The sequence below is a fragment of the Deltaproteobacteria bacterium genome, assembly GCA_016210005.1.
Classification (GTDB): Bacteria; Desulfobacterota; Binatia; order HRBIN30; family JACQVA1; genus JACQVA1.
Genome location: JACQVA010000025.1, coordinates 1 through 25,024 on the forward strand (window position 1 = coordinate 1; position 25,024 = coordinate 25,024).

The 25,024-nt window shown below is 64.8% G+C and carries 18 protein-coding genes and 1 tRNA gene; 7 read left to right on the forward strand and 12 right to left on the reverse strand.

All coding sequences use genetic code 11. The annotated features are described in order from the left end of the window. Positions 1-559 (reverse strand): PAS domain S-box protein (locus HY699_03795; protein ID MBI4514925.1); only part of this gene is annotated, 559 nt, incomplete at its 3' end. Positions 560-782: 223 nt separating this feature from the next. Further along, complete coding sequence (locus HY699_03800) at positions 783-1,766, reverse strand: response regulator (protein ID MBI4514926.1); 984 nt, start codon at positions 1,764-1,766, stop codon at positions 783-785. Positions 1,767-2,147: 381 nt separating this feature from the next. Between HY699_03800 and HY699_03805 the strand changes: the two genes are divergently transcribed. The 4 genes from HY699_03805 (at position 2,148) to HY699_03820 (ending at position 8,248) form a co-directional block, all read left to right on the forward strand. Further along, positions 2,148-4,559, forward strand: a complete 2,412-nt coding sequence (locus tag HY699_03805) for a DUF3536 domain-containing protein (GenBank protein ID MBI4514927.1) — start codon at positions 2,148-2,150, stop codon at positions 4,557-4,559. Between the two features lie 80 nt (positions 4,560-4,639). Continuing rightward, complete coding sequence (gene acs / locus HY699_03810; GenBank protein MBI4514928.1) at positions 4,640-6,589, forward strand: acetate--CoA ligase; 1,950 nt, start codon at positions 4,640-4,642, stop codon at positions 6,587-6,589. 29 nt (positions 6,590-6,618) lie between these two features. Next, positions 6,619-8,031, forward strand: coding sequence for a cysteine--tRNA ligase (locus tag HY699_03815; GenBank protein MBI4514929.1), 1,413 nt, complete (start codon positions 6,619-6,621; stop codon positions 8,029-8,031). 142 nt (positions 8,032-8,173) lie between these two features. After that, positions 8,174-8,248, forward strand: a tRNA-Arg gene (locus tag HY699_03820). A gap of 588 nt (positions 8,249-8,836) precedes the next feature. On the opposite strand, the gene HY699_03825 is transcribed toward HY699_03820, so the two are convergent. Continuing rightward, entirely contained in the window at positions 8,837-9,343 is a 507-nt protein-coding gene (locus HY699_03825; protein ID MBI4514930.1) for a hypothetical protein, read from the reverse strand. Positions 9,344-9,737: 394 nt separating this feature from the next. Between HY699_03825 and HY699_03830 the strand changes: the two genes are divergently transcribed. The 3 genes from HY699_03830 (at position 9,738) to HY699_03840 (ending at position 13,769) form a co-directional block, all read left to right on the forward strand. Then, a complete protein-coding gene (locus tag HY699_03830; GenBank protein MBI4514931.1) occupies positions 9,738-11,504 on the forward strand; it encodes a hypothetical protein in 1,767 nt (588 codons plus the stop codon). A 164-nt stretch (positions 11,505-11,668) separates the two neighbouring features. Next, on the forward strand, positions 11,669-13,276 hold the full coding sequence (locus HY699_03835; protein ID MBI4514932.1) for a hypothetical protein: 1,608 nt from the start codon (positions 11,669-11,671) through the stop codon (positions 13,274-13,276). Positions 13,277-13,298: 22 nt separating this feature from the next. Beyond that, a complete protein-coding gene (locus HY699_03840) occupies positions 13,299-13,769 on the forward strand; it encodes a hypothetical protein (protein ID MBI4514933.1) in 471 nt (156 codons plus the stop codon). A gap of 57 nt (positions 13,770-13,826) precedes the next feature. Here the strand turns inward: HY699_03840 and HY699_03845 are convergent, their stop codons facing one another. The 9 genes from HY699_03845 to HY699_03885 all read right to left on the reverse strand — a co-directional run bounded on the left by HY699_03845 (position 13,827) and on the right by HY699_03885 (position 24,884). Then, positions 13,827-15,410: a pentapeptide repeat-containing protein gene (locus tag HY699_03845; protein MBI4514934.1), complete on the reverse strand. Its 1,584-nt coding sequence runs from the start codon at positions 15,408-15,410 to the stop codon at positions 13,827-13,829. A gap of 9 nt (positions 15,411-15,419) precedes the next feature. Continuing rightward, positions 15,420-15,764, reverse strand: a complete 345-nt coding sequence (locus tag HY699_03850) for a hypothetical protein (GenBank protein ID MBI4514935.1) — start codon at positions 15,762-15,764, stop codon at positions 15,420-15,422. Positions 15,765-16,211: 447 nt separating this feature from the next. Continuing rightward, complete coding sequence (locus HY699_03855; protein MBI4514936.1) at positions 16,212-17,906, reverse strand: hypothetical protein; 1,695 nt, start codon at positions 17,904-17,906, stop codon at positions 16,212-16,214. Positions 17,907-18,068: 162 nt separating this feature from the next. Beyond that, entirely contained in the window at positions 18,069-18,554 is a 486-nt protein-coding gene (locus HY699_03860; GenBank protein MBI4514937.1) for a hypothetical protein, read from the reverse strand. Positions 18,555-18,563: 9 nt separating this feature from the next. Next, positions 18,564-20,171, reverse strand: a complete 1,608-nt coding sequence (locus HY699_03865) for an AMP-binding protein (protein MBI4514938.1) — start codon at positions 20,169-20,171, stop codon at positions 18,564-18,566. Between the two features lie 153 nt (positions 20,172-20,324). Next, positions 20,325-21,557 (reverse strand): thiolase family protein, encoded by a 1,233-nt coding sequence (locus HY699_03870; protein MBI4514939.1) that lies wholly within the window; start codon positions 21,555-21,557, stop codon positions 20,325-20,327. A gap of 216 nt (positions 21,558-21,773) precedes the next feature. Further along, positions 21,774-22,979 (reverse strand): acyl-CoA/acyl-ACP dehydrogenase, encoded by a 1,206-nt coding sequence (locus HY699_03875; protein MBI4514940.1) that lies wholly within the window; start codon positions 22,977-22,979, stop codon positions 21,774-21,776. A 39-nt stretch (positions 22,980-23,018) separates the two neighbouring features. Further along, positions 23,019-24,278 carry a c-type cytochrome gene (locus HY699_03880; GenBank protein ID MBI4514941.1) on the reverse strand — a complete coding sequence of 420 codons (1,260 nt, stop codon included), beginning with the start codon at positions 24,276-24,278 and terminating at the stop codon, positions 23,019-23,021. A 459-nt stretch (positions 24,279-24,737) separates the two neighbouring features. Then, entirely contained in the window at positions 24,738-24,884 is a 147-nt protein-coding gene (locus tag HY699_03885) for a hypothetical protein (GenBank protein MBI4514942.1), read from the reverse strand. Positions 24,885-25,024: the final 140 nt, after the last annotated feature.

Here is a 25,024-nt window from a genome sequence, read left to right on the forward strand (position 1 = left end):
ACCGGTCCCGATCCACCGCGCTGACCGGTGGCGGCGCAGCCGGTTCCCACCCCGCTGATCCGTCGCTCCGTCTCGGTGGCCCGGTCGCAACCGATCGCCCCGGAAAAATCGAGCTATGCATGCTCACCGGAAGGACACGCTTGCGCTCGCTGATGTCGCGAATCGCGGCTACGATCACGACTCCTTCCCCGGTTGCTAGCGGGCTCAGACTGATTTCGAGCGGAAATTCGCTGCCGTCGCTCCGCACGCCGTAGAGATCCAGCCCACTCCCCATCGGGCGCACACGCGTGGCGGCAAAGTACTGCGCCCGATGGCCGGCGTGAGTGGCGCGGAATCGTTCGGGCACCAGCCGCTCCACCGGTTGTCCACGCAAATGCTGCGCTGAGTAACCGAAGAGCTGCTCGGCTAGGGCGTTGCTCAGCAAGATCTCCCCCGCTTGGTTGACGACCAGCAAGGCATCGGGAGAAAGCGCCAGCAAGAGCAGCAATTGCTCCTCGCTCGCCGCGGTCTGCGGCGCTGGCGCGATCTGCTCGGTGCGAGTGGCTCCTGGGTGGCTCATGGCTCAGCTGCTGACGTCCGCTCCGCGATTCGTTCTCGCTCTTCCGAGCGGCTCCGCGTCTGCGGCAGGCCCGGAATTACTCACGCGGACAGGCTCCGGCAGGCGCAGCGGAGCGACGCCACTCGTCAGCGGTCACCGATCTGATCACATCCTTGTGAGCTCTTTTCATTGGCATCTCTGTGCTCTCGGTACCCTCGGGGGTGAGGGTTCTGGCGCTCTGGGGCTAGCTCTCGTGCGGCCCCGCAAACGGCGGCTGATTGATCAGCATCCAGTACATCTTGAGCGCGCCGACGGTGTCGGAGAAAGTTCCGAAATCGACCGGCTTGACGATGTACGAGTTGATCCCCAGCTCGTATGCCGCGGCGATGTCGGCGTTCTCACGCGAGGTGGTCATGACGATGATCGGCACCTGCTTCCACACCGGGTGTTGGCGGGCTTGGCGCAGCACCTCGATGCCGTCGACGTTGGGCAAGCGCAAGTCAAGCAGCACCAGCAACGGCAGCTCGTGGTCCTGCGGGCTCGCGTGCGCCTCGATGTAGCGCAGCGCCTCTTCGCCGTCGCGGCAGACGGCGATCGGGTTGGCCACGTTGTGCTCGGTGAAGGCTTGCAAGGTCAGATCGACGTCCATCGGATTGTCTTCCACCAGCAGGATGGGCCGCAGCGGTGGGTGGGCGCTGAAGACTTGCGTCAGCGACTCGGCCGGGACCGCCTCACGTTGCAAGAGCAGGCCTACCTGCTGCTTGGCCAGCTCCAGCTCCCCCACCTTCCCCAGCAGGGTCTGCCGCAGCAGGCGGGCGTGCTCTTTGTCGGCTTGCTCGCCCGGCGATCCTGCCGCCGGCGCCTGCCGCAACACCTCCGCCACGGTTTGCAGGATCACTTCTTTCGGCGATGGCTTGAGGATGATGTGCGACACCTTGCACAGCTCAGCCAGGTCACGGGCCTCGGATTCGGCAAATATGGCGCTGCAAAAGATCACCGGGGTCTTCGCGGTTGCCGGGTCCTGGCGCAGGGCTTTGACGAAGTCGTAGCCATCCATCACCGGCATGACGATATCGGCGATCACCAGATCGGGATGCCGGCTACGTGTCAGCGCCAGCGCCTCTTCGCCGTCGGACGCCTCCAATACCTGGTGGCCCGCGCCGCTGAGCACGGCGTCGAAAGCAAGGCGGTCGGACGGGCGATCGTCGGCAATCAGGATGGTGGCCATAGCGCGATCCTTTCACTGCGGCTGCGCGGGTTGCAACCTCCCGGGAAAGTAAGCTTTGAGCCTACTACACTCCCAGCCGAAAACTCAATGACCTAAGCGAGGTAAGGTCAGGGTGTGCGACAAATCTGTGGGTAACGTGCAGCCGACCGGGCAAATCCTCACCAGTGTCAGGCCGAGGCCCATGGCCGAAAGGGACGCAATCTGTCATTCCCGCGAAAGCGGGAATCCACGGCACCGGCCATAACACCGAACCACGTTACCCACGAATTTGTCGCGCACCCGTCAGGGCACGGCAAGGTCAGTTGTTCCTGAAGAGCGATGCCGAGACGGCGGGCGAATTGACCCGCCGGCGATTGCTCCGTAGAGTTGCCCTCCCAGCCTATGACCGCCACCAGTCACAATCGTTGCGTGTGCATCCACGCCCATTTCTACCAGCCGCCGCGGGAGAACCCGTGGCTGGAGGCGGTTGAGGCGCAGGACTCGGCGGCGCCGTATCACGACTGGAACGAACGGGTGGCGGCGCAGTGCTACGCCCCCAATGCCCGCGCCCGCCTGCTCGACGCGCAGCAGCGCATCGTGCGCCTGGTCAACAACTACGAGCACGTCAGCTTCAATATCGGGCCGACGCTGATGAGTTGGCTGGCGGCCAACGCACCGGAAACCTACGCCGCCATTCAGCGCGCCGACCGCGAGAGTGTGCGCCGTTTGGGCCACGGCAATGCCATCGCCCAAGCCTACGGCCACGCGATCATGCCGCTGGCGGACGCGCGCGACCGGGTGACGCAGGTGCGCTGGGGCATCCGTGACTTCGAGCACCGCTTCGCTCGCCGGCCGGAAGGCATGTGGCTGCCCGAGACCGCCGTGGACAACGCCAGCTTGCGGGTGCTGGCCGAGCACGGCATTCGCTTCACGATCCTGGCGCCGCATCAGGCCGCGCGCGTGCGCCGCGCCGGCAGCACGGCCTGGGAGGATCTCGGCCCGCACGGCATCGACTCGCGCCGCGCCTATCGCTGGCACTCGGGCAAGGCGGAATTGGCGTTGTTCTTCTACGATCACGATCTCGCCCATGGCGTCGCCTTCAGCGGCTTGCTCAACGATGGCGCGGCGTTTGCGCAGCGGCTGCTTGGCGGTTTCGCGCCGGCAGCCGCGGCACCACAGCTGGTGCACCTGGCGACTGACGGGGAATCTTACGGGCACCACCACCGCTTCGGCGAGATGGCTCTAGCCTACGCTATCCAAAAGCTCGCCGCCGAGTCCGCGATCGAGCTGACCAACTACGCCGCCTTCCTCGCTCGCGGCGGAGTTTTGGACGAAGTGCAGATCATCGAGGAGAGCTCGTGGAGTTGTGTTCACGGCATCGAACGCTGGCGCAGCGATTGCGGCTGCAACAGCGGCGGACATCCGGGCTGGCGCCAAACCTGGCGCAAGCCGCTGCGCGAGGCGTTGCACTGGCTCAAGGACGAAGTCGATCGCCGGTTCGAGGACTCCGGCGCGCTGCTGCCGAATCCATGGGCGGCGCGCGATGCCTACATCGAAGTGCTGCTCGATCGCTCGAACACGCGGCGCACGGCCTTCTTAGCGGCCCATGCGCGGCCGGGGCTGACGCCCAAGGAACGGGTGCGGGTGTGGAAGCTGCTGGAAATGCAGCGAGCCGCGCTGCTGATGTTCACCAGCTGCGGCTGGTTCTTCGATGACCTCTCGGGCCTCGAGACCACGCAGGTGTTGCGTTACGCCGGCCGCGCGATGCAGTTGGCGGCGGAAGTGGGCCCGCCGCTGGAGCCGGATTTCCTGGCGCGTTTGGATCAGGCGCACAGCAATTTGCCGGGCAGGCCGGGCGGCCGGCAGATCTACCGCCAGCAAGTGGCGCCGGCCGCGGTCACGCTGCCGCGCGCGGCGGCGCACGCGGTGCTCAGCAGCGTGTTCGCCACCGCCGGTGAGCTGCCGGCGGGCGCCTACACTTATCGCTTCGAGTCGCTCGAACGGGTGCGTCGCGCCGCCGGCAGCGCGACGCTGGCACTCGGGAGCGTGCGGGTGCAGGCCGAGATCACGGAAGAGGCCGCGACCTACGCTTACGCCGCGCTCTACTTGGGCGGGCACGACGCCCACTGCGCGATTGGCGGTCCGGACGTGCTCTCAAGCTTTCCCGACCTGCCGGCGCGTCTCGCGGCGGTGTTCGCGCGCGAGCCGCTGAGCGCGGTGGTGCGCGCCATCGACGCGGTATTCGGGGCCGCAGGCTATTCGCTGCGCGACTTGTTCCAGGCCCAGCGGCGCGCCATCCTGCACGGCATCGCGGCCCAAGCGTTCCGGCCCTGCGTCAGCGAGCTGGAACAAGTGTTCGATCAGCATCGCCGCATGCTCGACTTCCTGCGCGAGACCGATGTGCCGGTGCCGGAGGCTTTTCGCGAAGTGGCGCACGTGGTCTTGCAGGAGCGGCTGATGGCAGCCGTGCATCAACTGGCGGCCGGGGACAACAGCTTCGCGGCAGTGGCGGCGCTGTGGGAGGACGCCGGGCGCTGGGAGGTTAAGCTGCCGCTACCGCCGTTGACGGCGGCGCTGGAAGAGGGTTTGCGACAGGTCATGACCAAGCTAGCCGCGGATGCGCCGGCACAGGCGGGGCGCGCCGAGGCGCTACTCGATGCAGCGGCGCTGTTTGGAGTGACGCTGAATCTGTGGGCGGCGCAAAACGCTTACTACGACTTCGCCAGCGGGGGCGCGCCGGCGACGGCGTTGGCGCTGCCGCTGCTGCGCCGACTACGCCAGCGGCTGGGCTTCGCCCCGTTGCCGCCGGGTTGACCATTCCGGCGCCGCTGTGAGAAGGAAGGCCCCGAAACAATGCGGCGGCGCCTCGGGCGCGAAGTCGCGGGAGCAAATGCATGGCACATGCGGACATCGAATCGGTATTGACGGAACGGCGGCTATTCGCCCCGGCGGCTGACTTCAGCGCTCGGGCGCATGTGCCGAGCCTGGCCGAGTACGAGCGGTTGGCCACTGCGGCGGCCGCCGACCCGCAGGCGTTCTGGGCCGGAATTGCGCGCGAGCTCGACTGGTTCAGCCCCTGGCGGGCGGTGCTGGAATGGAAGCCGCCGTTTGCCAAGTGGTTCGTCGGGGCGACCACCAACTTGTCGCACAACTGCCTCGACCGCCATCTCAGCGGCTGGCGCCGCAACAAAGCCGCGATCATCTGGGAAGGGGAGCCGGGCGACAGCCGGGTGCTGACCTACCAGGACTTGCATCGTGAAGTGTGCACGTTCGCCAACGTGCTCAAGCGCCTGGGCGTGCACAAGGGCGATCGCGTTGGACTCTATCTCCCGATGATCCCCGAGTTGGCCATCGCCATGCTGGCCTGCGCCCGCATCGGCGCCAGCCACAGCGTGGTCTTCGGCGGCTTCAGCGCCGAGGCGCTGCGCGACCGGATGAACGACGCCCAGGCCAAGGTGGTGGTCACCGCCGACGGCGGCTACCGCCGCGGGCAGTTGGTGCCGTTGAAGGCCAACGTCGACGAGGCCCTGCGCGATGCCCCGAGCGTGGAGCACGTGGTGATGGTGCGGCGCACGGGCGAGACCGTGGCCACCAAGGGCGGGCGCGATCATTGGTGGCACGAGCTGATGGCAGAGGTTTCCGACCAATGCCCGGCCGAGCCGCTCGATGCCGAGCACCCGCTGTTCATCCTCTACACCAGCGGTACCACCGGCAAACCCAAGGGCATCGTCCACACCACCGGCGGTTACATGGTGCAGACCTACATTTCGAGCAAGTGGGTGTTCGACCTGCGCGAAGAGGACACCTTCTGGTGCACCGCCGACATCGGCTGGGTGACCGGGCACAGCTACGTCGTCTACGGCATCCTGGCCAACGGTGCCACCAGCGTGATGTACGAAGGCGCCCCCAATTTCCCCGAGCCCGACCGGCTGTGGCGCATCATCGACAAGTACCGGGTGAGCGTTTTCTACACCGCCCCCACCGCCATCCGCAGCTTTGCCAAATGGGGCCGCGAGTGGCCGCGCAAACACCGCCTCGACAGCCTGCGACTGTTGGGCACCGTCGGTGAGCCGATCAATCCCGAGGCCTGGATCTGGTACCACGAAGAAATCGGTAAGCAGCGCTGCCCGATCGTCGACACCTGGTGGCAGACCGAAACCGGAGCGATCATGATCACGCCCTTGCCCGGGGCCACGGCCACCAAGCCGGGCTCGGCCACCCGGCCGTTCCCGGGCATTGCCGCCGCGGTAGTCACCCGCGACGGGCAGCCGGTCGGCCCCAATCAGGGCGGCTTCCTGGTGATCAAGCAGCCGTGGCCGGGCATGCTGCGCACCATTCACGGCGACCCCGACCGCTACGTGCAGCAGTACTGGAGCCAGGTCGACGGCTGCTACTTCACCGGCGACGGCGCCCGCTGCGACCCGGACGGCTACTTCTGGATCATGGGGCGCGTCGATGACGTGGTCAACGTTGCCGGCCATCGCCTCGGCACAATGGAAGTGGAGAGCGCGCTGGTGAGTCATCCGGCGGTGGCCGAGGCGGCGGTGGTGGGACGCCCCGACGCGGTCAAGGGCCAGGCGATCGCCGCCTTCGTGACGCTCGAGGGTGGCAACAAGGCCACCGAAGCGCTCAAGCTGGCGCTGCGCGATCATGTCGCCAAGGAAATCGGCGCCTTCGCCCGCCCCGACGACATCCGCTTCACCGATTCCCTGCCCAAAACCCGCAGCGGTAAGATCATGCGCCGGCTGCTGCGCGACATCGCCGGCGGCAAGGACACTGTCGGTGATACCACGACGCTCGAAGACTTGTCGGTCTTGGCCCGGCTGCGCGAAGAAGAAGAGTGACCCGGGCGCCGGCCGCGATTTGAAGGCATATGCCGCTCACGCTCCACAACACGCTCTCCGGGCGCCAGGAGGAGTTCGTCCCGCTGGTGCCGGGCAAAGTCGGCATGTACGTCTGCGGCGTGACCGTGTACGACCGCTCGCACGTCGGCCATGCCCGGGCGCTGGTGACCTTCGACGTGCTCTTTCGCTACTTGCAGCATTGCGGCTACGAGGTGACCTTCATCCGTAACTTCACCGACGTCGACGACAAGATCATCAAGCGCGCCAACGAGGCGGGCATCAGCACCGCCGACCTGGTCGAGAGCAACATCCGCGCCTTTGCCGAAGACATGGCCGTGCTTGGTTGCCGGGCGCCGACGCTGGAGCCGCGCGCCACGCAGCACATCCCCGAGATGATCGAGCTGATTGAAGAGTTGATCGAGCGCCGGTTGGCGTACCCCGCCGGCGGCGACGTCTACTTCGCCGTCGACAAGTTCCCGGGCTACGGCAAGCTGTCCAAGCGCAAGCTCGACGACATGCAGGCCGGCGCCCGCATCGAGGTGGACGAGCGCAAGCAACATCCGATGGACTTCGCCCTGTGGAAGGCGAGCAAGCCGGACGAGCCGTGGTGGGAGAGCCCGTGGGGCAGAGGCCGGCCCGGCTGGCACATCGAGTGTTCGGTGATGAGCAGCAAGTACCTCGGCCAGCCCTTCGACATTCACGGTGGCGGCACGGACCTGATCTTCCCCCATCACGAGAACGAGATCGCGCAGTCCGAGGCAGCCAAGGGCTGCGCCTTCGCCCGCTACTGGGTGCACAACGGCATGGTGACGATCGACAAGGAAAAGATGTCCAAGTCGCTGGGCAACTTCATGACCGTGCAACAGGCGGCGGCGCGCGTGGGCGGCGAGGCCCTGCGGTTGTTTACCATCGGCACGCATTACCGCAGCCCGCTCGACTTCTCCGAGCAACGGTTGGACGACGCCGCCGGCAACATCGTGCGCATCTACGAGGCGCTGGCGCGCGCAGAGGATGTGCTGCAAGGCGAGTCCGCCCCCGCCGATGCCGCGGTGATGGCGGAATTCAACGCGGCTATGGACGATGACCTCAACACGGCGCGGGCACTGGCGGTGGTGTTCGACACCGTGCGCGCCCTCAACCGCGCGCTCGACGGCGGCGATGCGGCTGCCGCCGGCCCGCTGTACGCGGCGCTGCGGGCGCTCGGCGCGGTGCTGGGCATCGCCCAGGCCGCGCCGCACGAGTTTCTCGCCCGGCAGCGCCGCCAGCATCTGGAAGCCACCGAGGTCAACCCCGCCGAGATCGAGCGCCTGATCGCGGCGCGCAACGCCGCGCGCAAGGCGCGCGACTTCAAGCGCGCCGACGAGATCCGCGCCGAGCTGAAAGCCAAAGGTATCGTCCTCGAAGACGGCCCCAGCGCTACGAGCTGGCGGGTCGAACGCTAGCGCATGATCGGGCTCGCGCAGACGCCAAGACGCACAGGGCTGGGGCGCCTTGGGTCCGTGCGTAGCCCAGCTTTACGTTGGCTGCGATCAAGGGTATGTCAGCCGCGCGACCTCAGCGTACTTGTCGTCGCAGCAACCGCACGCGCCCGTAGCTCAGGTGGACTAGAGCGACTGGCTTCGAACCAGTAGGTCGGGTGTTCGAATCACCCCGGGCGCGCTCTCTTCTTTCTCCGCATTCCTCGCTGCTTACGAAGTCGTCCTCGGCAGCTGACTCGGCCTCAGGGTGCCCACAGGGCGCCTGTTGCCCGCCACCTTGGCGAACTGCGAGGCGGTTGCCCCAAAACCGCCGCGCCCTGCCCCTTTATTCGGAGTGCATACAACAACGAGCCTGAATACAACGATTACAACGAGGGCGCCCTTGACAACGCGAATCGATCTGAGGCAGGAAGGGCTCCACGTTTTCACCCAAGCGTTGCACGATTAGATTCCGAGGAGGGGACATGCTACCGCTCCGAAAGCTGTCGAGTGGTGCGCACAATCTTGTCACGCTAAGCCGCGCGGCTAGCCGCCTCGTGCTAACTCTGGCGTGGGTCGCGGCTGTCACCGGCATCGTGACTGCTCGCGGTGAACCTGCGCTTGGTTCACAGTGTCAAATTGCCGGTGACGTGGTCGCACCAAATACGGGCGACGTGCTTGTCGGTGGGCTCCTGGCTCGACAGGCGTACAAGCTCCATCTGAACACCAGCGAGGGGCCAAACGGCACATTGGCCGTCCAATGCCGGGCCGCAGCGTGCCCCGACTGCTGTCAAATGGCCTTACCCGAGGGATTGCAGTGGGGGGTTGTATTCGTGACGGTGGAAACGCCAACGGCTCCGCCGCATCCAGCAAGGGATTTCTCAGGGTTCACGAAGCTCGCGGTCGAACTGCGCGCGCAGCAGGCCGGGCAGCGGATAAGAGTCGGTATCAAGGACGCCTGTGCGCCGGATGACGGCACCGAGACCAAGGTGTTGATCAGCGGTATTGGCACTGATTGGACCACGTATCTGATTCCACTGTCGGCCTTTGCCCCCACCAATATCGGGCAGCTATACGTGCTTGTGGAGTTCGTGTTCGACGACGTAGACGGCGAAGAGCCGGCACAGACAACGGCTTTCCGCTCGGTGCGTTTTTTGACCGACGACCCTACGCCGACAGTCACGTCGGTCAACAGCCCGACTGTTACCGCAACCGCGACGGCTTCCTCGACGGCAACGTCAACAGTTACCCCCATTGCGACTTCAACCGCGACACCTACCGAACCACCGAGCGCCACGCCAACCCCACCCTCAACTCCGACGGCATCCGCAAGCCCGAGCGCGACGCCAACTACGACAGGTCAGTACACATTCACACAGGAGCCCACCGCGTCGGCTTCCACCACGCCGCCAAGCAGCGCTACACCGACCGAGACGAACACCGTGCCGGCGACTGCGTCGCCTTCGGCACCTCCCACTCAGACCGAGGACCCAAGCCCGACGCCCACGCTCACGGCAACAGACGGGCCAACGGTGACTGCTACCCTTGCGAATTCGGCAACACGGACGCCGACTGAGACCGCTACGTCTCCGGTCACGATTGCACCGAGTGCAACACACACCCCGTCGCGCACGTCGACTTTGCCGCGATCGCCGAGTGCGACGCGCACTGCGACGCTTCCCGCTCCTGACATGGTCCCGATTCCCAGCGACGTGAATTGCGATCGGCTCGTGACCGCCGCCGACCTGATAGCCATTCAGCTCAGGCGCAGCAACCCGAGCGCCTTTGCATCGTGCGGCGAGCGCGAATTGGACGGGATTCCAGGCCTCGGTGCCGGCGACCTCGCCGTGCTTACCGAACACGTCTTCGAGGGCGAGGATCTCGGCGTCCGGGCGCCGGTGGGCACCGTTTTCATTCCGTCCGGCAGCGTCTACTTCTCAATCGTTGGCACGGCTCAGCGCGGTGCGTTGGATAGCACCGTTGGCATTTATCCGTTGCTCCAGGTTCCTGATCTGCCGGGGATGTTTGTGCAGTTCAAGGCACTGCGTTTCGCAGTCACACGCTGGGTCGCGTCGGCACAAATTGGGGACGCCAACCTGCCGCCGCCGGAAGGGACACTCTTCTTCATGCAGCCGGTCGGCTCTCGGCAGGACTTGTCGGCGTTCCAGGGGCCAACGCCGGTGCGCACGCCGGCAGATCTGGAGCCAGAGTCGTTCAGTCTGCCGGTGAGCCTCCAAGTGCAACGCGGCGTGCCGCCCTTGCCATCAGCAGCGACGCCACTTGCGCGGGCGCTAAACCATTTACGGCTGGTCGCAACTGCGTATCAGACCGGACCGATTCCCCGTTTTCTCGCCAGCTACGTCGATCATCCGGGATTGCCCTTCGAGTTTCGGGAGCTGCTGCAAGATGGTCGCGCGGACCTCTACGACAACGCCATGGCCGTTCTGGCGCTGGCAGGATGCGCTTCGAGCGACGGCGAGTGTGCGGCCGACCGCGAACGAGCGCTGTCGATCTGCGACGCCATGTTGGTGGCGCAAGAGAACGATGCCCTCAAGAAGCAGGGGCTGGCGCCCGATGGGCGCCTGCGCAACATCTACCATCCGGATCCTCACTTCTTCATCAGCCCCGCGCCCAACTCCGCGACGGTCGGCGTGCAGGACTTGCAGACGTTCACGGGCAACTTGGCCTGGGCAACGCTTGCGCTGCTACGATGCGCGGAAGTCTCCGGCGACGTTCCTTACCGCGATGGCGCCGTTCGTCTGGCCAGGTACATCGCTGAGCGCTTGCGCTCGGGGGAGATCACAGGGGGCTTCAAACTCGCGGAAACCCGGTCTGAGCGATCAACCGAAAACAACCTGGCTGTCCTTGCCGCTTACAGCCGTCTGGCGCAGGCAACCGGAGACTCGCGCTGGAACGAACAGGCGCACTACGCGCGCGGATTTGTCGATTCGACGTGGAGCTCCGATGGGTCCGTACCGGCTCACTTCTTGATCGGGACCAAGGCGACTGGAGAATTGAACGCCGACCTTGTTATCGCCGATGTGCAAGCGCTCGGTGTCTTGGCGCAGGGAAGCGCGCGAGCCTCGGCGCTCACGTACGCGGAGACCCATCTGCGTGCCGATCCCTGTCGCGGGTGTGAAGGCGCATTCGGCTTCGACTTCAACGAGGATAGCGAAGATGATGGCTGCTGGATGGAGGGCACGGCTATGATGGCGCTTGCGTATCGCTCGCTGGGCAACGAGGAGCGCGCCACCGCCGTTTTCCGAAGTTTGGAAAGCGTGCAGCGCGAGGCACCCAACACCGACGGGCTCGGGTTGGTGGCCACCTGCTCCGACCATCTCGACACCGGGCTCTTCGAGAACAACGAGCAGATCCAATACTATAACGCCCTGCAGGTCGCACCGACCGCGTGGTACGTGTTGGCGCTCCGCGCCGACAACCCACTGGCGCAGCCATGAGCGCGGTGTACAGGATCCTGTTGGCGGCACTCAGCGAGATAGGCCGAGTTGCCGTTGCCTTCATCGTCTGCTCATTCTCTCTATCGCTACCTGCAGCGTTCGGCGCGGATGATCTCCCGTGCAAATGGGGAGCCGACGAAAAACGCGCGGAGGAGAAGCGCACGTTGAGAAGCACGGAGGATCTTGAGGAGATGGTCCGGCACGCGACCGATCCGCGACAACGCGGTGCGGCGCTTTTCGACCACGCCGAGCATCTGAAGACCCTCGGTGACGCTGGTACCCAGAGAGACTATGAGGCTGCCATAGGTGAGCAGCCCGGCAACCCGGCCTATGAGCTGCACTACGCCGACTACCTGAGGAATTTCCGCGGACCAAAGCAACCCTTGTTTCCCGCAGCCGAGCAACACTACTTCCGAGCGTTGGCTAAGCTTCGGCGCGCCCAAGACCTGAAGCCCGCTCAGCGGCGCTGCCTTGAGGCCCGTATCCTCCGGGGGCTCGCTGCGCTGTACGAGCGCGACGGGCTGCCGGTCGCGTATTGGGAGTTCCTTCGTTTTCTCGAAGAACCCGACGAGAATCGGCCGCTGGCGTTCTTCTCCACGCAGAACCGCTACGGGCGGTCGCTCGATGAGTTCGATCAGGCCGACGCCGTGCGCGACCTGACGGTCGGCGCGCTGTTTGCCGGAAGCAATCAACGCTTGCGCCGACCGCTCGCCGACGCGGAGCTGCGCAGCTTCATCGAACCACGGAGCCAAGTCGAAACGTTCGACCGCCTCCGCGTACGATATCGCGGATTACCGTCACTCGACCTGTTCTATGCCTACGACGACGCGAATCATGCGCAAACGACACGCTTTGATCGGCCCGGCCAGTTCAACAGCGTGGACGTCACCCGATACGGCATTGGCCTCGAACGGACATTCGATGTGTATCCGCTCTTCGACTTCTCGTTGCGCACCGAGTATGCGCGCGGCGAGCGCCGGGGCCTTGTCGAGTCAGACGCGCACGCGAAAGAGGATATCGAGTCGATCGCCGCGGCCGGTGTCTTCTCTCGCTTTGTCGGTCCCGATAAGGTCAACCTAGAGATCCGCTACTCGTTCCAGGATTTCGATCAACGGATCAAAGCGCCGAAGGATCGCAGCTTGGAGATTGTCGCGGTGACATTCGGCTACCAGCGATTCACCACTGAGCAATATGCGAACCTATTCAACATTCGCGCCTCCGAGGTGTTTGTAGGGTTGGCGCTTGGCGAGGAGAGGTTCGGCGCCGTGCACCAAAATCGTGACGACTACTTCATTGGCGCCGCCGCGCGCGGGTTGGGGTGGCTCGGTTCGAGCGAGGGGCAAGGTCGCCTCGACATCATCCTCCAGCCTACCCTCTACACGGCCAATCGTACGGGCCGTGAGGACAACGGCTCGCGGGCAGCCAGCTTGAACAACGCGCAGTATCGCACCGCCACCACGTTCTTGTATCGAATCAAAGACTACGAGAACCGCGCGACGCTGGAGGAGTTGCCGGCGGTCGGCCCGTTCCGGCTGTCGTTCCTCAATCTCGTCTTCCCTCTTGCTCACGACACCGCACTACACGGCCCCGACAGTTACGAAGACTTCAGCGCAGGCGTCGAGGTCGCTGCCAAGCTGCTTGCGGCCGCTCAGGCACGCCGAAGCTTCTTCGGCGCCACGCTGCTCGCGAGTGCGGGCTACACATACAATCGGTTTTACCGCTTGGGGAAAGATGAGCACCTGTTCGGGCTCTCAGCGAGACTTGGTTTCTAGCAACGGGGAAAGGAGAAAGTTTATGCTGCGATCGGACGCGAAGCAGGGACTGACCATCGGCCTGGGTATGTTTGCGGCTGTGCTCTTCAGTGCGAGCACCATTGTTGCCCAGGCGCCACCTGCGAGCGGTGGAACGTCGGCTATCGCGATTACCAGCCCGGCCGACGGAGCAAAGGTGACCCTGCGGTTCCTGATCCAGGGGAAGGTGCAGGATGCGAAGCTGAGCGTGTACGTGCTGGTCAAGCCGGTGACAACCAACGGCACGTGGTGGGTTCAGCCCGCGCCGACTCTCAACAGTGACGGGCATTGGCACGTGAACGCATATTTCGGCGATGCCGAGCACGGCAGCGGCGAGGACTTCAAGATCACCGCGTTGGCCAGCCCCGAGCGTGGCTTGCTCAGCGAAGGGCAACAGCTATCGACAGCGGAGCTTGAGACGCGGAGGCAAAGGCCCGGCGTGCACTCTGCGATCGTACAAGTGTCGCGCGAGTGATGCATGCACGAGCCGGCGAGCCGGCAATCATTGCAACGCGAACTGCGCGAAGGCTGCTCAGTGGAGCGTCTCGAGCCGTTTCAGCCGATCGAGAGCTACCGAACGGAGACGGCCATCTGGAACCATGCGCCCAACCCGATCGATCAGTTCAGCAACTGCATCAGCAGACATCGGAGACTGATTCGCCGCGCTGAGATCAACCGCGACCTCGCCGAAGTCGGCCTTCCACACAAACGCATAGCGGAGATTCCAGCCATCGGCCTGGGCGAACAACAACCTGACGCCTTCCAAGTGGGCACCGGCTAACAAGGCGCCGTGCAAGCTCGCGTACGACAGATCCGCAGCTTGAAGATGGGCGAGTCTTAGATCGGCACCATCCAACGCGGCGTACGATAGATTCGCGCCTTCGAGATGCGCCTTCTTCAGATTGGCGCCCCGTAGATTCACGCGGGAAAGATCAGCGCCTTCGAGACGGGCGCCTCGAAGATCCGCGTTAGCTAGGTCCGCGTCTGAAAGATCCGCTCCCTCCAGCTGCGCATCCCCCAAATGAGCACCAATGAGACTTGCCCACTGCAGGGGGGCACCTTCCAGCTGCGCCTCGGTCAATAGCGCCCGGTCGAGGTTGCTCCCGTAGAAGACCGCCCCCTGCAACTGGGTCTTTCTCAGATCGGCTCGGGGAAGCCACGCATGGGCCAAGTCGGCCGATTGTAGGTCGCGGCCTTGCAATTCGAGGCCAACCGCGTGATCACGCCACGCGGCGCGTGATGCCGCATCGCCGTCTACCCTGGGGCCAAACTCTTTCACGTACACTGCCACTATTTCTGATGCCGGCGGCTGCCTAACGAGGCGCATACCTGAGAGCTGCAGATTCCTGCGGATTAGATGCCGATCAAGAAACCCGTCGATCACGAACGGCTTGCTCCAGGCGACGAAGATCAGGAGGAAGCACGCTGCGACAGTTACCAACGCTAGTCCCCAGGTCAGGAAGCGGCAGATCTGGCCTGCCCAAGCGGAGAAACGAGGCACGCCCCTTCCAGACAAGCGGAGCCAGGGCGGCCGGCAACCCAACCAGCGGTACTCGGGATCACGGATTAGAGGCCAAGTTAGCACCACTGCCACCGTGTCAATGGCCACGCAGGCCAGCTGCCATGGGGTCAGCCACGGCCCATGGTAGGCCAAGAATTGGTACCACACCCAGAGCAGTACCAAGTTCGGGAGGACGAGTGTGGTGATCACGGTGGTGATCCAGGCCACGGCACGCAACACAGTCGGCGTGGGGATCGCGTGGCCGTTCGTTCCCATCACAGCAACAGCAAGCACGGACGGAAACATCCTCAACCGGTATGCTTCTCTGCTGCTCTGTTTCCGCCAGGAAAGCAGGCACATGTGGATCAGCACGTCAAGGTGCAGCGCGAACAGCAGCAGCGGCGCGACGCAACCGAAACCAATCGGCGATACCTTTGCACTGAGCAGGGGCAGCTCGAAGTACACGCTCTGCGAAGAGCCGAGCAGTGCCTCGTGAGTCACTGATGCGGCGCTGACTGCTACGTAAGCTCCGAACGCCTGGAGCGTCAGGTAGTGCAGGCCGACGTGGGAGATAGCCTCATCGAGCCGTGCTCGCTCCTGCACTGCGTCAGCCACCGTCCGTTCCTACTTGCGCACGGTTAGTACGACATCCGAATGCTCGTGGTGCTCGCGCAGCGACTCAAGGTCGTTCGCTGACAATCGCTGTCCCTCACGCAATAGCTTCGCTTCCGTGCTCGCAACCGCCACAATCTCGAAGTACTCGCCCCGCCCCGCCTCCTCGGTGCCGAAGTACGCCAGCACGCGCCACTTGCCGTCGCGGTCCACCGGTGAGGCCGGCTGCACCCACCATCCACCGACGGCGAGCGGGCGCACCAACACGTACACGTGCAGCTTCGGATTCTCGACGCACCCCTCGATCAGCGCCCGCACCTCGACGACATCACCCTGGCGGGGGCTCGTGATCGTCACTGTCGGCGGCTTGGACGTAGCCTGCGCCTCGGCAATTGCCGGCCAGCACGCCAGCCAGAGCGCAATCGCGCCGCGCGCGCACGACCTCCGCGCGTTGCCTGGTCGGCCGATCCTTAACATGGACTTCAGCTAGATCATTTTGCCTTCAGACTCAAACAGGTGGGCGGTGGTGAAAGCGCCTCACCGCCCTTTCATCGCGCTGGTCGTCGATCGCCGGCACGCGGTAGTGCGGCGACATATTCCGCCTCAATCAGGGCACGCACCTCGGCGGCGTGACCGGTGAGCAGACCACCGCCGCTGCCATCAGAACTCACCGGCCCATCCACCGTGGCAGGCTCCGCAGGCCAAGGTTGCTCACCAGTGCATCGGTACACTTGCCGGGCTGCCGGCGATGGTGGCAGGAGCGGTTCGCCCTGCGATGGCGATTCTCGTTACACCCGGGGCACCTCAGCTTTCAAGAACGAAAATCGCGGGCCGGGCCGCCGCGCGCACAGGCCCGCAAGGTGACTCAGTACTGAGTCGGGTCCACACAGCGTACGCTCTTCCAAGGACTTGCGTGCCTCCGGCGCGCGTTCCGCTGAGCTGCTGCAACCCAGCGAGGGGCAACCCCAGCAAGGAGACCTCGAAACTCGATCCCGGCCCAGCTTTGAGAGCAATCAGCAGGACGCTGGCGCTCTCGAACGCGACGCGCCCTTCAACAAATGACCGCTGGAGGTTCCGCCAGCCCACGCTCGACTTCCACAGCAGCAAATGCGTGGCCGCGTATTTCTGCACGATCCGCCGGCGCTCCGCGACTCCGGTGTCTGGACTGAAGAAGCGATCGACGTCGGACCTTCTAACGCGCTGGTCCGGAACAAAAGCGAGCGGATGCGCCGCGGCGACAACCTTTCCCCCGAAAGCCGGTATGATCAAGCTGCTTCCCACGTCCGCAAGGACGACGTCGTATTGCCCCACGAATTGGCTCAAAAACCGGTAAGGCTGGTACGTGGGCGGCGACGCGAACAGCGCGCGCGCGAGCGCCGCTCTCAACGGCACGAAGGACAGCAGCAAAGCGAGAGCGGCGGCACCGGCGGGAACTACTATCCCTCGCGCCCAGCCGCCCGCCGTTGTGGTCGCGCGCACTCTGTATTCAAGCAGCGCGAGATGTTCAGCAATGGCAATGTGAAGAAGGAGAACAATATAGGAGACGACTCGGCCGTAAGAGTACCTGCCGGATACGCCGCCAAATACGTAAATGCCGCATAGCAACAGCAGCAGCAGCGCCGCCGGACGGTGCCGGCATGATCCGATGCCTGCGATGACCACTGGCACCCCGATGAGAGCCGGCCATACCCGACCCACGACCTGCTGATACATCACGGCGTTGCTGGCGTCATACGCCGCCGATTCGGCCAACAGCAACTGCAACAGCGGGAAGTACGGCCAGAAGGCGGCGGCGGCGACGGCTAGGCTCAAAAGAACCCCCGCCAGCGCGACCTCAGAGAGAACCGAGCCTTTAGCGGCGCTCGACTGAGAGACGAGCGCGGCCGCGACAAAGAGGAAGGTGGTCGGATGTGAGATCAGCACCGTAGCAGCAAGGAGAAAGATGGGGACAAACCAGATGTGGAGCCTGGTCTCAATGCGGCGGCGGTTTGCTCCGAGGGCGATCAAGGCAAGCGCCGCAGCAAAGGTGGAGGGGTACGGAAGGACATAGCCCAGGGCGCCGATGTGGAAGAACCCGCTGTAGCACCAGGCGTCCGAGCCCCAGCAGAACAGCGTGAGCAGCAAGGCGTAGAAAGCGGTCGCGCCCTCGTGCGTGGCGGTGTAGACGAAGAGCCTAAGGCCGAGGAACAGCAGGGCCAGATTGACCAAGCCCATAATGGAGAGCGCCACAACCGCATCCAAGTGCACGGCCTTGGCAAGGAGAGCGACGGCGAGTGTGTAGGGGGAGTAGAAGGCGTGAGGGGCATCCAGCAGCAGTTGCGGATGCCGCGGGTGCAGGGGGTGTGTGGTCAGTTCCCTGACCACCGCCGCGTGTTCCCAGAAGTCCCCAACCCACTGGCCGTTTCTCGTGTGCAGGCACATGAGGGCAAAGACCACGAGGCACAGCAGGAAGAACCGCTGCTTCACCAGAGAGGCCAGCGTATGGATACCGCGCATCATCGCAGAAGTAGCCAGCAGAAGTACCCGACGAACTGCGACCCGGGGGCGCCAGGGGGCGTGCCTCGGGCCACGGGGTTAGACTCGCAGACGGTCGGATAGCTGGTCAAGCGGAAACGGGCGAATAGCCTGGCCCAACCGAGCCACGGCCCGACCTCGCGTGAGCTAGCGGGTGGGACCTTTGACGGTGACTCGGAAGTGGCAGTTCTGGGCGCCGGTGGCAGCGGTTTCGACCTGCTCGACCTCGACCTCGGTGCGGGCCACGACCTCGAACAGCACCTTGACCCAGTGACCGCCGCAGATGCACAGCTTGGGATCGAGGCGAATGACGCCGCGCTTGACGAAGGGGCAGACGCACTGGCCGTGATGCTGCTCGATCCACTCGATGACGTTGCCGTTGCGCCGCAACTCGATCTGGCTGGGCCCGGCGATGCGCATGGCCTGCAGGAAGTCGTCGAGCGAGAGCGGATGTTGCAAGGTGCCGAGTTCGAGGAAGGCGCCGACGCAGGTGCGGGCCTGCGCCCTCATCAAAATCTCGACGTTGGGCTGGTCGAGGCTATAGATGGCGTCGTAAAGGCCGCAGGTCAGCTTGTCTTGGAAATCGCGGATCAGCTGTTGCAGCCAGTCGGATTGCGCCTCCGCATCACTCATGGTTTGTGCCTACGATTCGGTATAGATGCCCGGCGCGCCCGGCTTGAAGCGATCGAGCAGGAAGCGCTCTTGCGGTTTTTCCGAGGCGGTCTTGGGAATCTCCTCGACCACCTGCAAATAAGAGGGCACGAAGTTCGGCTCCAGGCCCTTGCGGCAGGCGGCGAACAGCGCCTGCGGATCGAACGGGACGCCGGGTTCGAGTACGATCGCGGCCACCACGTCCTTCTCACCCGGAGCGGCCGAGGCCGCGGGCACGCCGTAGACGAAGACGTCGGAGACGGCGGGATGCTCGGCAATGGCCTTTTCGACGAAGCCGGGATTGATGAAGTCGCCGTTGTGCCGGATGCTGCTGCCCTTGCGGTAATCGAAGTAGAGCCAGCCGTCGGCGTCGCGGTGACCCATGTCGCCGCTACGCAGCCAGCCGCCGCGCGTCTTCGCCTTCGAGGCCTCGGGGTGAGCGTAGTACTCGACGCTGGCTTCTTCCCCGCTCGCCGGGCGGGAGACGATCTCGCCGATTACGCCGGGCGGGCACTCAACGTCATTGTCATCGACGACCTTCATGTCGAGTCCGGGCATCGGCTTGCCAAAACTGCCGATCGGGCCTTGGTCAATCGGCTTAAAGGCGAGGCCGCCCTCGACCGCGCCGTACCACTCGAAGACCTGCACCCCGAAGCGGCGCTCGAAAGCTTCCCAGATTGCCGCCGGCATGCCGGCGTCGATCACCATGCGCACGGGATTGTCGCCGTCGTTCGGCCGCGGCGGCTCGCTGTAGATCGCCGTCGCCATGCCGCCGAGCATCGAGAAGGTGGTGCAGCCGTAACGCCGGCAAATGTCCCACAGCTTCGACTTGGTGAACTTGCGGCTGAAAACGCAGCGCAGCCCCATGTGCAGCGAGGGGCCGAGAGTCACTGCCTGTGCGTTGCCGTGCGTGAGCGACAGCCCGGTGTAGGGGCGATCACCGGCACGATAGCCGAGCATCATCCCCAAGAAGGCAAAGGCGCCGAAGCGCGAGTTGGGAAAGACGACACCCTTGGGGTCGCCGGTGGTGCCGGAGGTGTAGATGATCTGCAGCGGATCCTCGCCACTGGCCAGCCGCACGTCGACGGTGGTCGCCGGCCCTGCGAGCACGGCGCCGAGCGGGTCGGCATCGGTAATCGCTGTCGCCTCAGCGCCCTCGCCGGTCGCGAGCGCGAGAAGCCATTGCAGCTGCGGCACCGCGGCGCGTACTGCCTGGACGAAGCCGAGGCAATAGTCGGCACAGATGATGCCGCGGCAGCCGGATTGGCGCAGCATGTAAGCGAGCTTCTCGCCGCGGGTGCGCGGGTCGATGGGCACGAAGACACAGCCGGTGATCGAGGCGGCCACCATGGTTTCGACGAACTCGGGGTGATTGCGCATCATCAGGCCGAAGCGCTCCCCGCGCGCCATGCCGTAGCGCAGCAGCGCGGCGGCAATGCGGTTGGCGTTGGCGTTGAGGGCGGCGTAAGTGCGAACCTCGTCGGGCAGGCGGCCGTCGCTGATGCTCCAGCGCTCGAAGGTCAAGACCTCGAGGTCAGGCTTCTCTTCCGCGCGGACCGCGATCAGGTCCGCCAAGACCATGGGGTTGCGTTCGCGCATATGACTGCTCCCATCAGCACCAGCGGAGACCGAAGAACCCAAAACCCGAATTCAGCAGCGGCCAGCCGGGCCATGACCGGCCGCGCCTCCGCTGTGCGCCGGCCGGAATCGCAGCTCCGCTTGGCCGTCTCCTGTTGGCCACTACTTCTCCATCTAGCGGGCAAGGATGGTGACGCACATAGCGGCGGCGTCGGTACCGATGGCACCGCCGCCGTTGTGGGCTAGGCCGACCTTGGCGCCTTCGACCTGACGCTTGCCGCAGCGGCCTTGCAGCTGCTCGGTGATCTCGACGATCTGGGCGATGCCGGTGGCGCCGACCGGATGCCCTTTGCGCAGCAGGCCGCCGGAGGTGTTCACCGGGCAACGGCCGCCGAGCTTGGTGCTGCCGGAGTCGACCAGTTTGCCGCCCTCGCCCTTGGCACACAGGCCGAGCGATTCGTAGGCCATCAGCTCGGCCGGGGCCGAGGCGTCGTGGCACTCGACGATATTGAGGTCCTTGGGGCCGACGCCGGCCTGCTCGTAGGCTTCCTTGGCGCAGACTTCGACCGTGCCCGGCTCGTCGCTGCCGTGGTCCCAGCCCGAGTGCAGCACGCTGGCGACGACCCGTACCGGGTTGCGCACACCCAGCTCGCGGGCTTTCCTTTCGCTCATGATGATGGCGGCGGCAGCGCCGTCGCCGATCGGCGAGCACATCGGGCGGGTGAGCGGCTCGGCGATCATCGGTGCGGCGAGCACGTCGGCGACGCTGAGCACCTCGCGGAACTGGGCGCGCGGATTCATGCTGCCGTGAAAGGAATTCTTGGCGGCAATGGCGGCGAATTGCTCGACGGTGGTGCCGTACTGGTGCATGTGGGCTCGGGCGGCCGCGGCATAGATGTCCATGAACATCGAGCGCTTCTCTCCCGCACCCGAGCCCGCCGACTCGGCCCCTTGGGCCTTGGCGCTCTGCTTGAGGGCTTCGAGCAAGGCGGCGACGATTTCCACGTCGACCGCGCCGCTGAAGGCGGCAAAGCTCTTGCGCTTGTCGGGGTCGTAGAGCTTCTCGACGCCGAGCGCCAGCACGATGTCGTAGAAACCCGCGGTGACCATGGCGCAAGCCTGGTTCATCGCCGTCGAGGCGCTGGCGCAAGCGTTCTCGACGTTGACCACCGGAATGCGGCCGATGCCCATGCCGCGCAGAATCACCTGGCCGCGGATGCACTCCTGGCCCGTGACCAAGCCGGCAGCGGCATTACCGACGAAGGCCGCTTCGAGTTGGTCGGCCGCGATGCCGGCGTCGGCGAGCGCCGCCTGCACCGCCTCGGCTCCGATCGCTTTGAGGCCCTGATCCAAGTGTTTGCCGAATTGGGTCATCCCGACCCCGGCGATAACGGCATTGAAACGCATGGCGCACTCCTTTCTCAGCGGCGGTCCGGACCCGCCTGATTCACCAAGGCAGCATGTAGGGTGCAACCCCACTCAGCAGAGCCGGCGGGGGGCGCCGGGCATCTGCAGAGCAGCGTGCACCCTACACTCCTTCAATGCCAGCCGGGCTCCTGTAGCCCGCTGGCGACTGCGCCGCGCACCGCGATGGCGTCCGGCGCAGCAATCCGTCCCGCGCGCTCACAGGCGCGAGGCACCCACCAGGCCGAGCACCTCATTGCAACCGTCCTCGATCATCGAAGCGCGCGCGTCGCGCATCAGCTTCTCGATCGGATACTCGCGGCTCAAGCCGTTGCCGCCGAAGATTTGCAGCGCGGCGCTGGCGGTCTCGAAAGCAGTATTGGTGCAGAACACCTTCGAGGCGATCGAGTACTGCACCAGCGGCGGATTGGTGCTGTTGTACAGCGTCACCCGCCACGCCAGCGAGCGGGCGGCTTCGACTTGCGCGAACATCTTGAACAGTCGCCCCTTGACGCTCTGATGCTCGATAATCGGTACGCCGCCTTGGATCCGTTGCTTGGCGTAGTCGATGGCGTGTTCCAGCGCGGCGCGGGCGAGGCCACAGAAGATCGCTCCCATGCCGGCGTTGGCCATGGTCAGAACGTTTTCGACCACGAACTGGTAGGCGTCGGGACCGACCACCATGTAATCGGCGGGCACCCGGACGCCGTCGAAGAAGATCTCGCCCTGGTTGAGAGCGCGCTGTCCGAGCTTGTCGAGCGGCTTACCGCGTGAAACCCCGGGAACGTTGAGTGGCACCAGGCAGACGCCGCCGCCTTTGAGCCCCTGGCTGGGATCCACGGTACAGAAGAGCGCGGCGACTTCGGCGATGGTGCCGTCAGAAACCCACGCCGCCTTCTGGCCGTCGATGATGTAAACGTCGCCTTCCTTGCGGGCGACGCAGTTGGGTTTGAGTTGGCTGTGCGCGAAGTGCGGCTCGCTGACCATGAGCTGATCGCTGCCGTGATCCGGCTCGGTGATCGCCCAGCAACCGATTTCACGCTTCTGGGGATCACAGAAGCGCTCGATCAAGGTCGGCCGGCCGGACATTTGTGCAAAGATGCGGTGGAAATTCGCAACCGCCAAGCTGATCGCCAGCCCGGAGTCCCCCCAACCCATCTCCTCGGAGAGCAGGAAGCGGATGCGGGCGCGCTCCAACATGGACAGCTCGGCACCGCTGCCGTCTTCCAAGACGTCGAGGTTGAGCGCCCAGTACTTCTTGAACACGTCCCACAGCACCGAGTTCTTGGCGATCACCTGGCTGGGTTCGGGAAGCTTGTCGAGGGCGGCGCCGGCCGGGCGCATGACCTCGGCGGCGAACTTGTGGGCAACGTCGCGAATTTCCCGTTCGTGCTCGGATAGTGTGTCAACGTCGGTAAGCGGCATGAGCGATCTCCTGCGGTTGGTTGCTGCCGGACTTCCGGCTCAATAATCCATCTTGCTCCAGTCGGTGGCAGGTGCTTGCTGTTCGTGTTTGCGTGCTGCCTCCAACTTGGCGAGGGCGACATCGGGCGATTCGGTCATGTGCAACAGGTAGGTGGCGATGCTGTCGATGTCTTTGTCCGGTTGATCGACCTTGGCGACACCTTCGGTGTTGTAGAAGATTGCAGGCATGCGGGTCTGCGTGCCGGCGATCGCCTTGGGGCGGGTGAGGAAGTCCTTGATCCACGACGGACGCAGGCGGCTCTTCGCCAAGGTCAGGTTGATGGAGAGGTTTTCCGGGTCGACATCCGCGGGCAGTTGCTTGTCCGCGGTGGCCGGATGACATTGGATGCACTTGAAGTGAGCCAAGCGGCGCAGCCCGCGGGCAGTGGCCTCGTCGGCCGCCGGCACGATCGGCTCGTCTTTGGCCTCCACGTTCGCCAATGCAGCCATGTACTGAGCCACGGTCTTCGCCTGCTGCTCGGAGAAGCCATAATTGGGCATACGCATCTCCAGCCACGGGCGCAGTGTAGCTGGCTGCTGGAGGAAGTGCACCAGCCAGGAGGTCTGCACTCGGGCGCCTTCGCCCTCGAGCGTGGGCGGGGCAAAGGTCTTGCGCTCCAAGAACTCCGCGATGGTGCCGCCGCTGCCCTCGATCTGATGGCAGCCGCGACAGTTGTAATAGGCGATCATCTGCCGGCCCTTCTTGAGCACCGCGTCCTTGCCGGTGTCAGCGGTTAACTCGTAGGCGGGCGTGGGGAGGGGAAAGCCTTTGAGTTCGTGGCACTTGATGCACTCGTAGCGCGCGATGAGCTTCTTGCCGTTGTTGGTGTCGTCGCCGGGGCTGAACTTCACCCCCGCAATGTCCCTCGCACCGTCCTTACGAGTGAGCAGGAAGGCGACCAGGTGGCGGATTTCGTCGTCGCTCAAGCTCAGCTGCGGCATGGCCGTTTGTGGGTGGTATCGGCGCGGCGACTTGATCCAGTCGAAAAGCCAGTCGCCCTTAACTTTGAGACCAATGCCTGAAAGATTGGGGACGCGGTTTGAGGCGCCACTTTCACCGGCCGTGACCGCGTGGCAGCCACGACAGCCGCGGGTAACGAAGAGCTTCTCCCCTTGACGGGCGTCGCCGCCGCGCACTGAGCCGGCGGTCTTTGCCGGCGCGCTGGTGGTCCAGAGGTAGTACGCGATAGCCTGCGCTTCGTCAGCAGACAACCCGGAGTCAGGCATGATGGTGCCGGGCCGAACGCTTGATGGCTTCATCAACCAAGCCACCAACCAGTTCGGGTCGGCTATTTTCGTTTGCAGGGCATTGAGCGGCGGTCCAAACGCATTCAGGCCAGTATCGTCAGCGGCCGGCGCCGCCGGTGCCATCGCGGGCCAGACCAACGTAGCGACGGCGAGAGCAACCAATCCGTGAAGTCGCCGGCGAAGCCGAGGTGGCCGGCCAAGGTGGCAAAGTGTGCTCGTTGTCTGCATCCCGTTTCCGATTCCCCCCTGCCCAGAAGGCTAAATGCCGCCAATCTACCGACTGGTAGGGAGGCGGTGGATGACCTACGTCATCTGTCGGCGTGATTGTGGCCGGCTCTACGCGCCGCGGCGGGTGGGCGCAGCGCGACATTAGGGATGTCGTTAGAGAGGAAGGTCGTTCGGGCAGATGGCCCGAGCCTCAAGCTGCCGGCTCGCAAGCTGCTGGCTCCGGTCGCCCCGCCCTCTTTTCCATTACAGTTGGCTGGACTCGCCGGGTTGCAGCGCAGTGATCTCCAGCCCCGAGATATCCTTGGTCAGCTCTCGCAGAGCCGCGGGCGAACCCGCCAGCGCGGGGAAGGTGCCGAAGTGCATCGGGATAACGCGCTTGGTACCCAGCAAGCGGATCGCGTAGGCCGCCTCCTTAGTACCGCAATTCGTAAATACGATGACGTATTATCTTGTGGGAATTCCCCGGGTGCCGTGCTACCGTCTCCGCCAGCGGTGGAGGCGGTGCGGATGCCCAGAAAAAGCCCATTCGA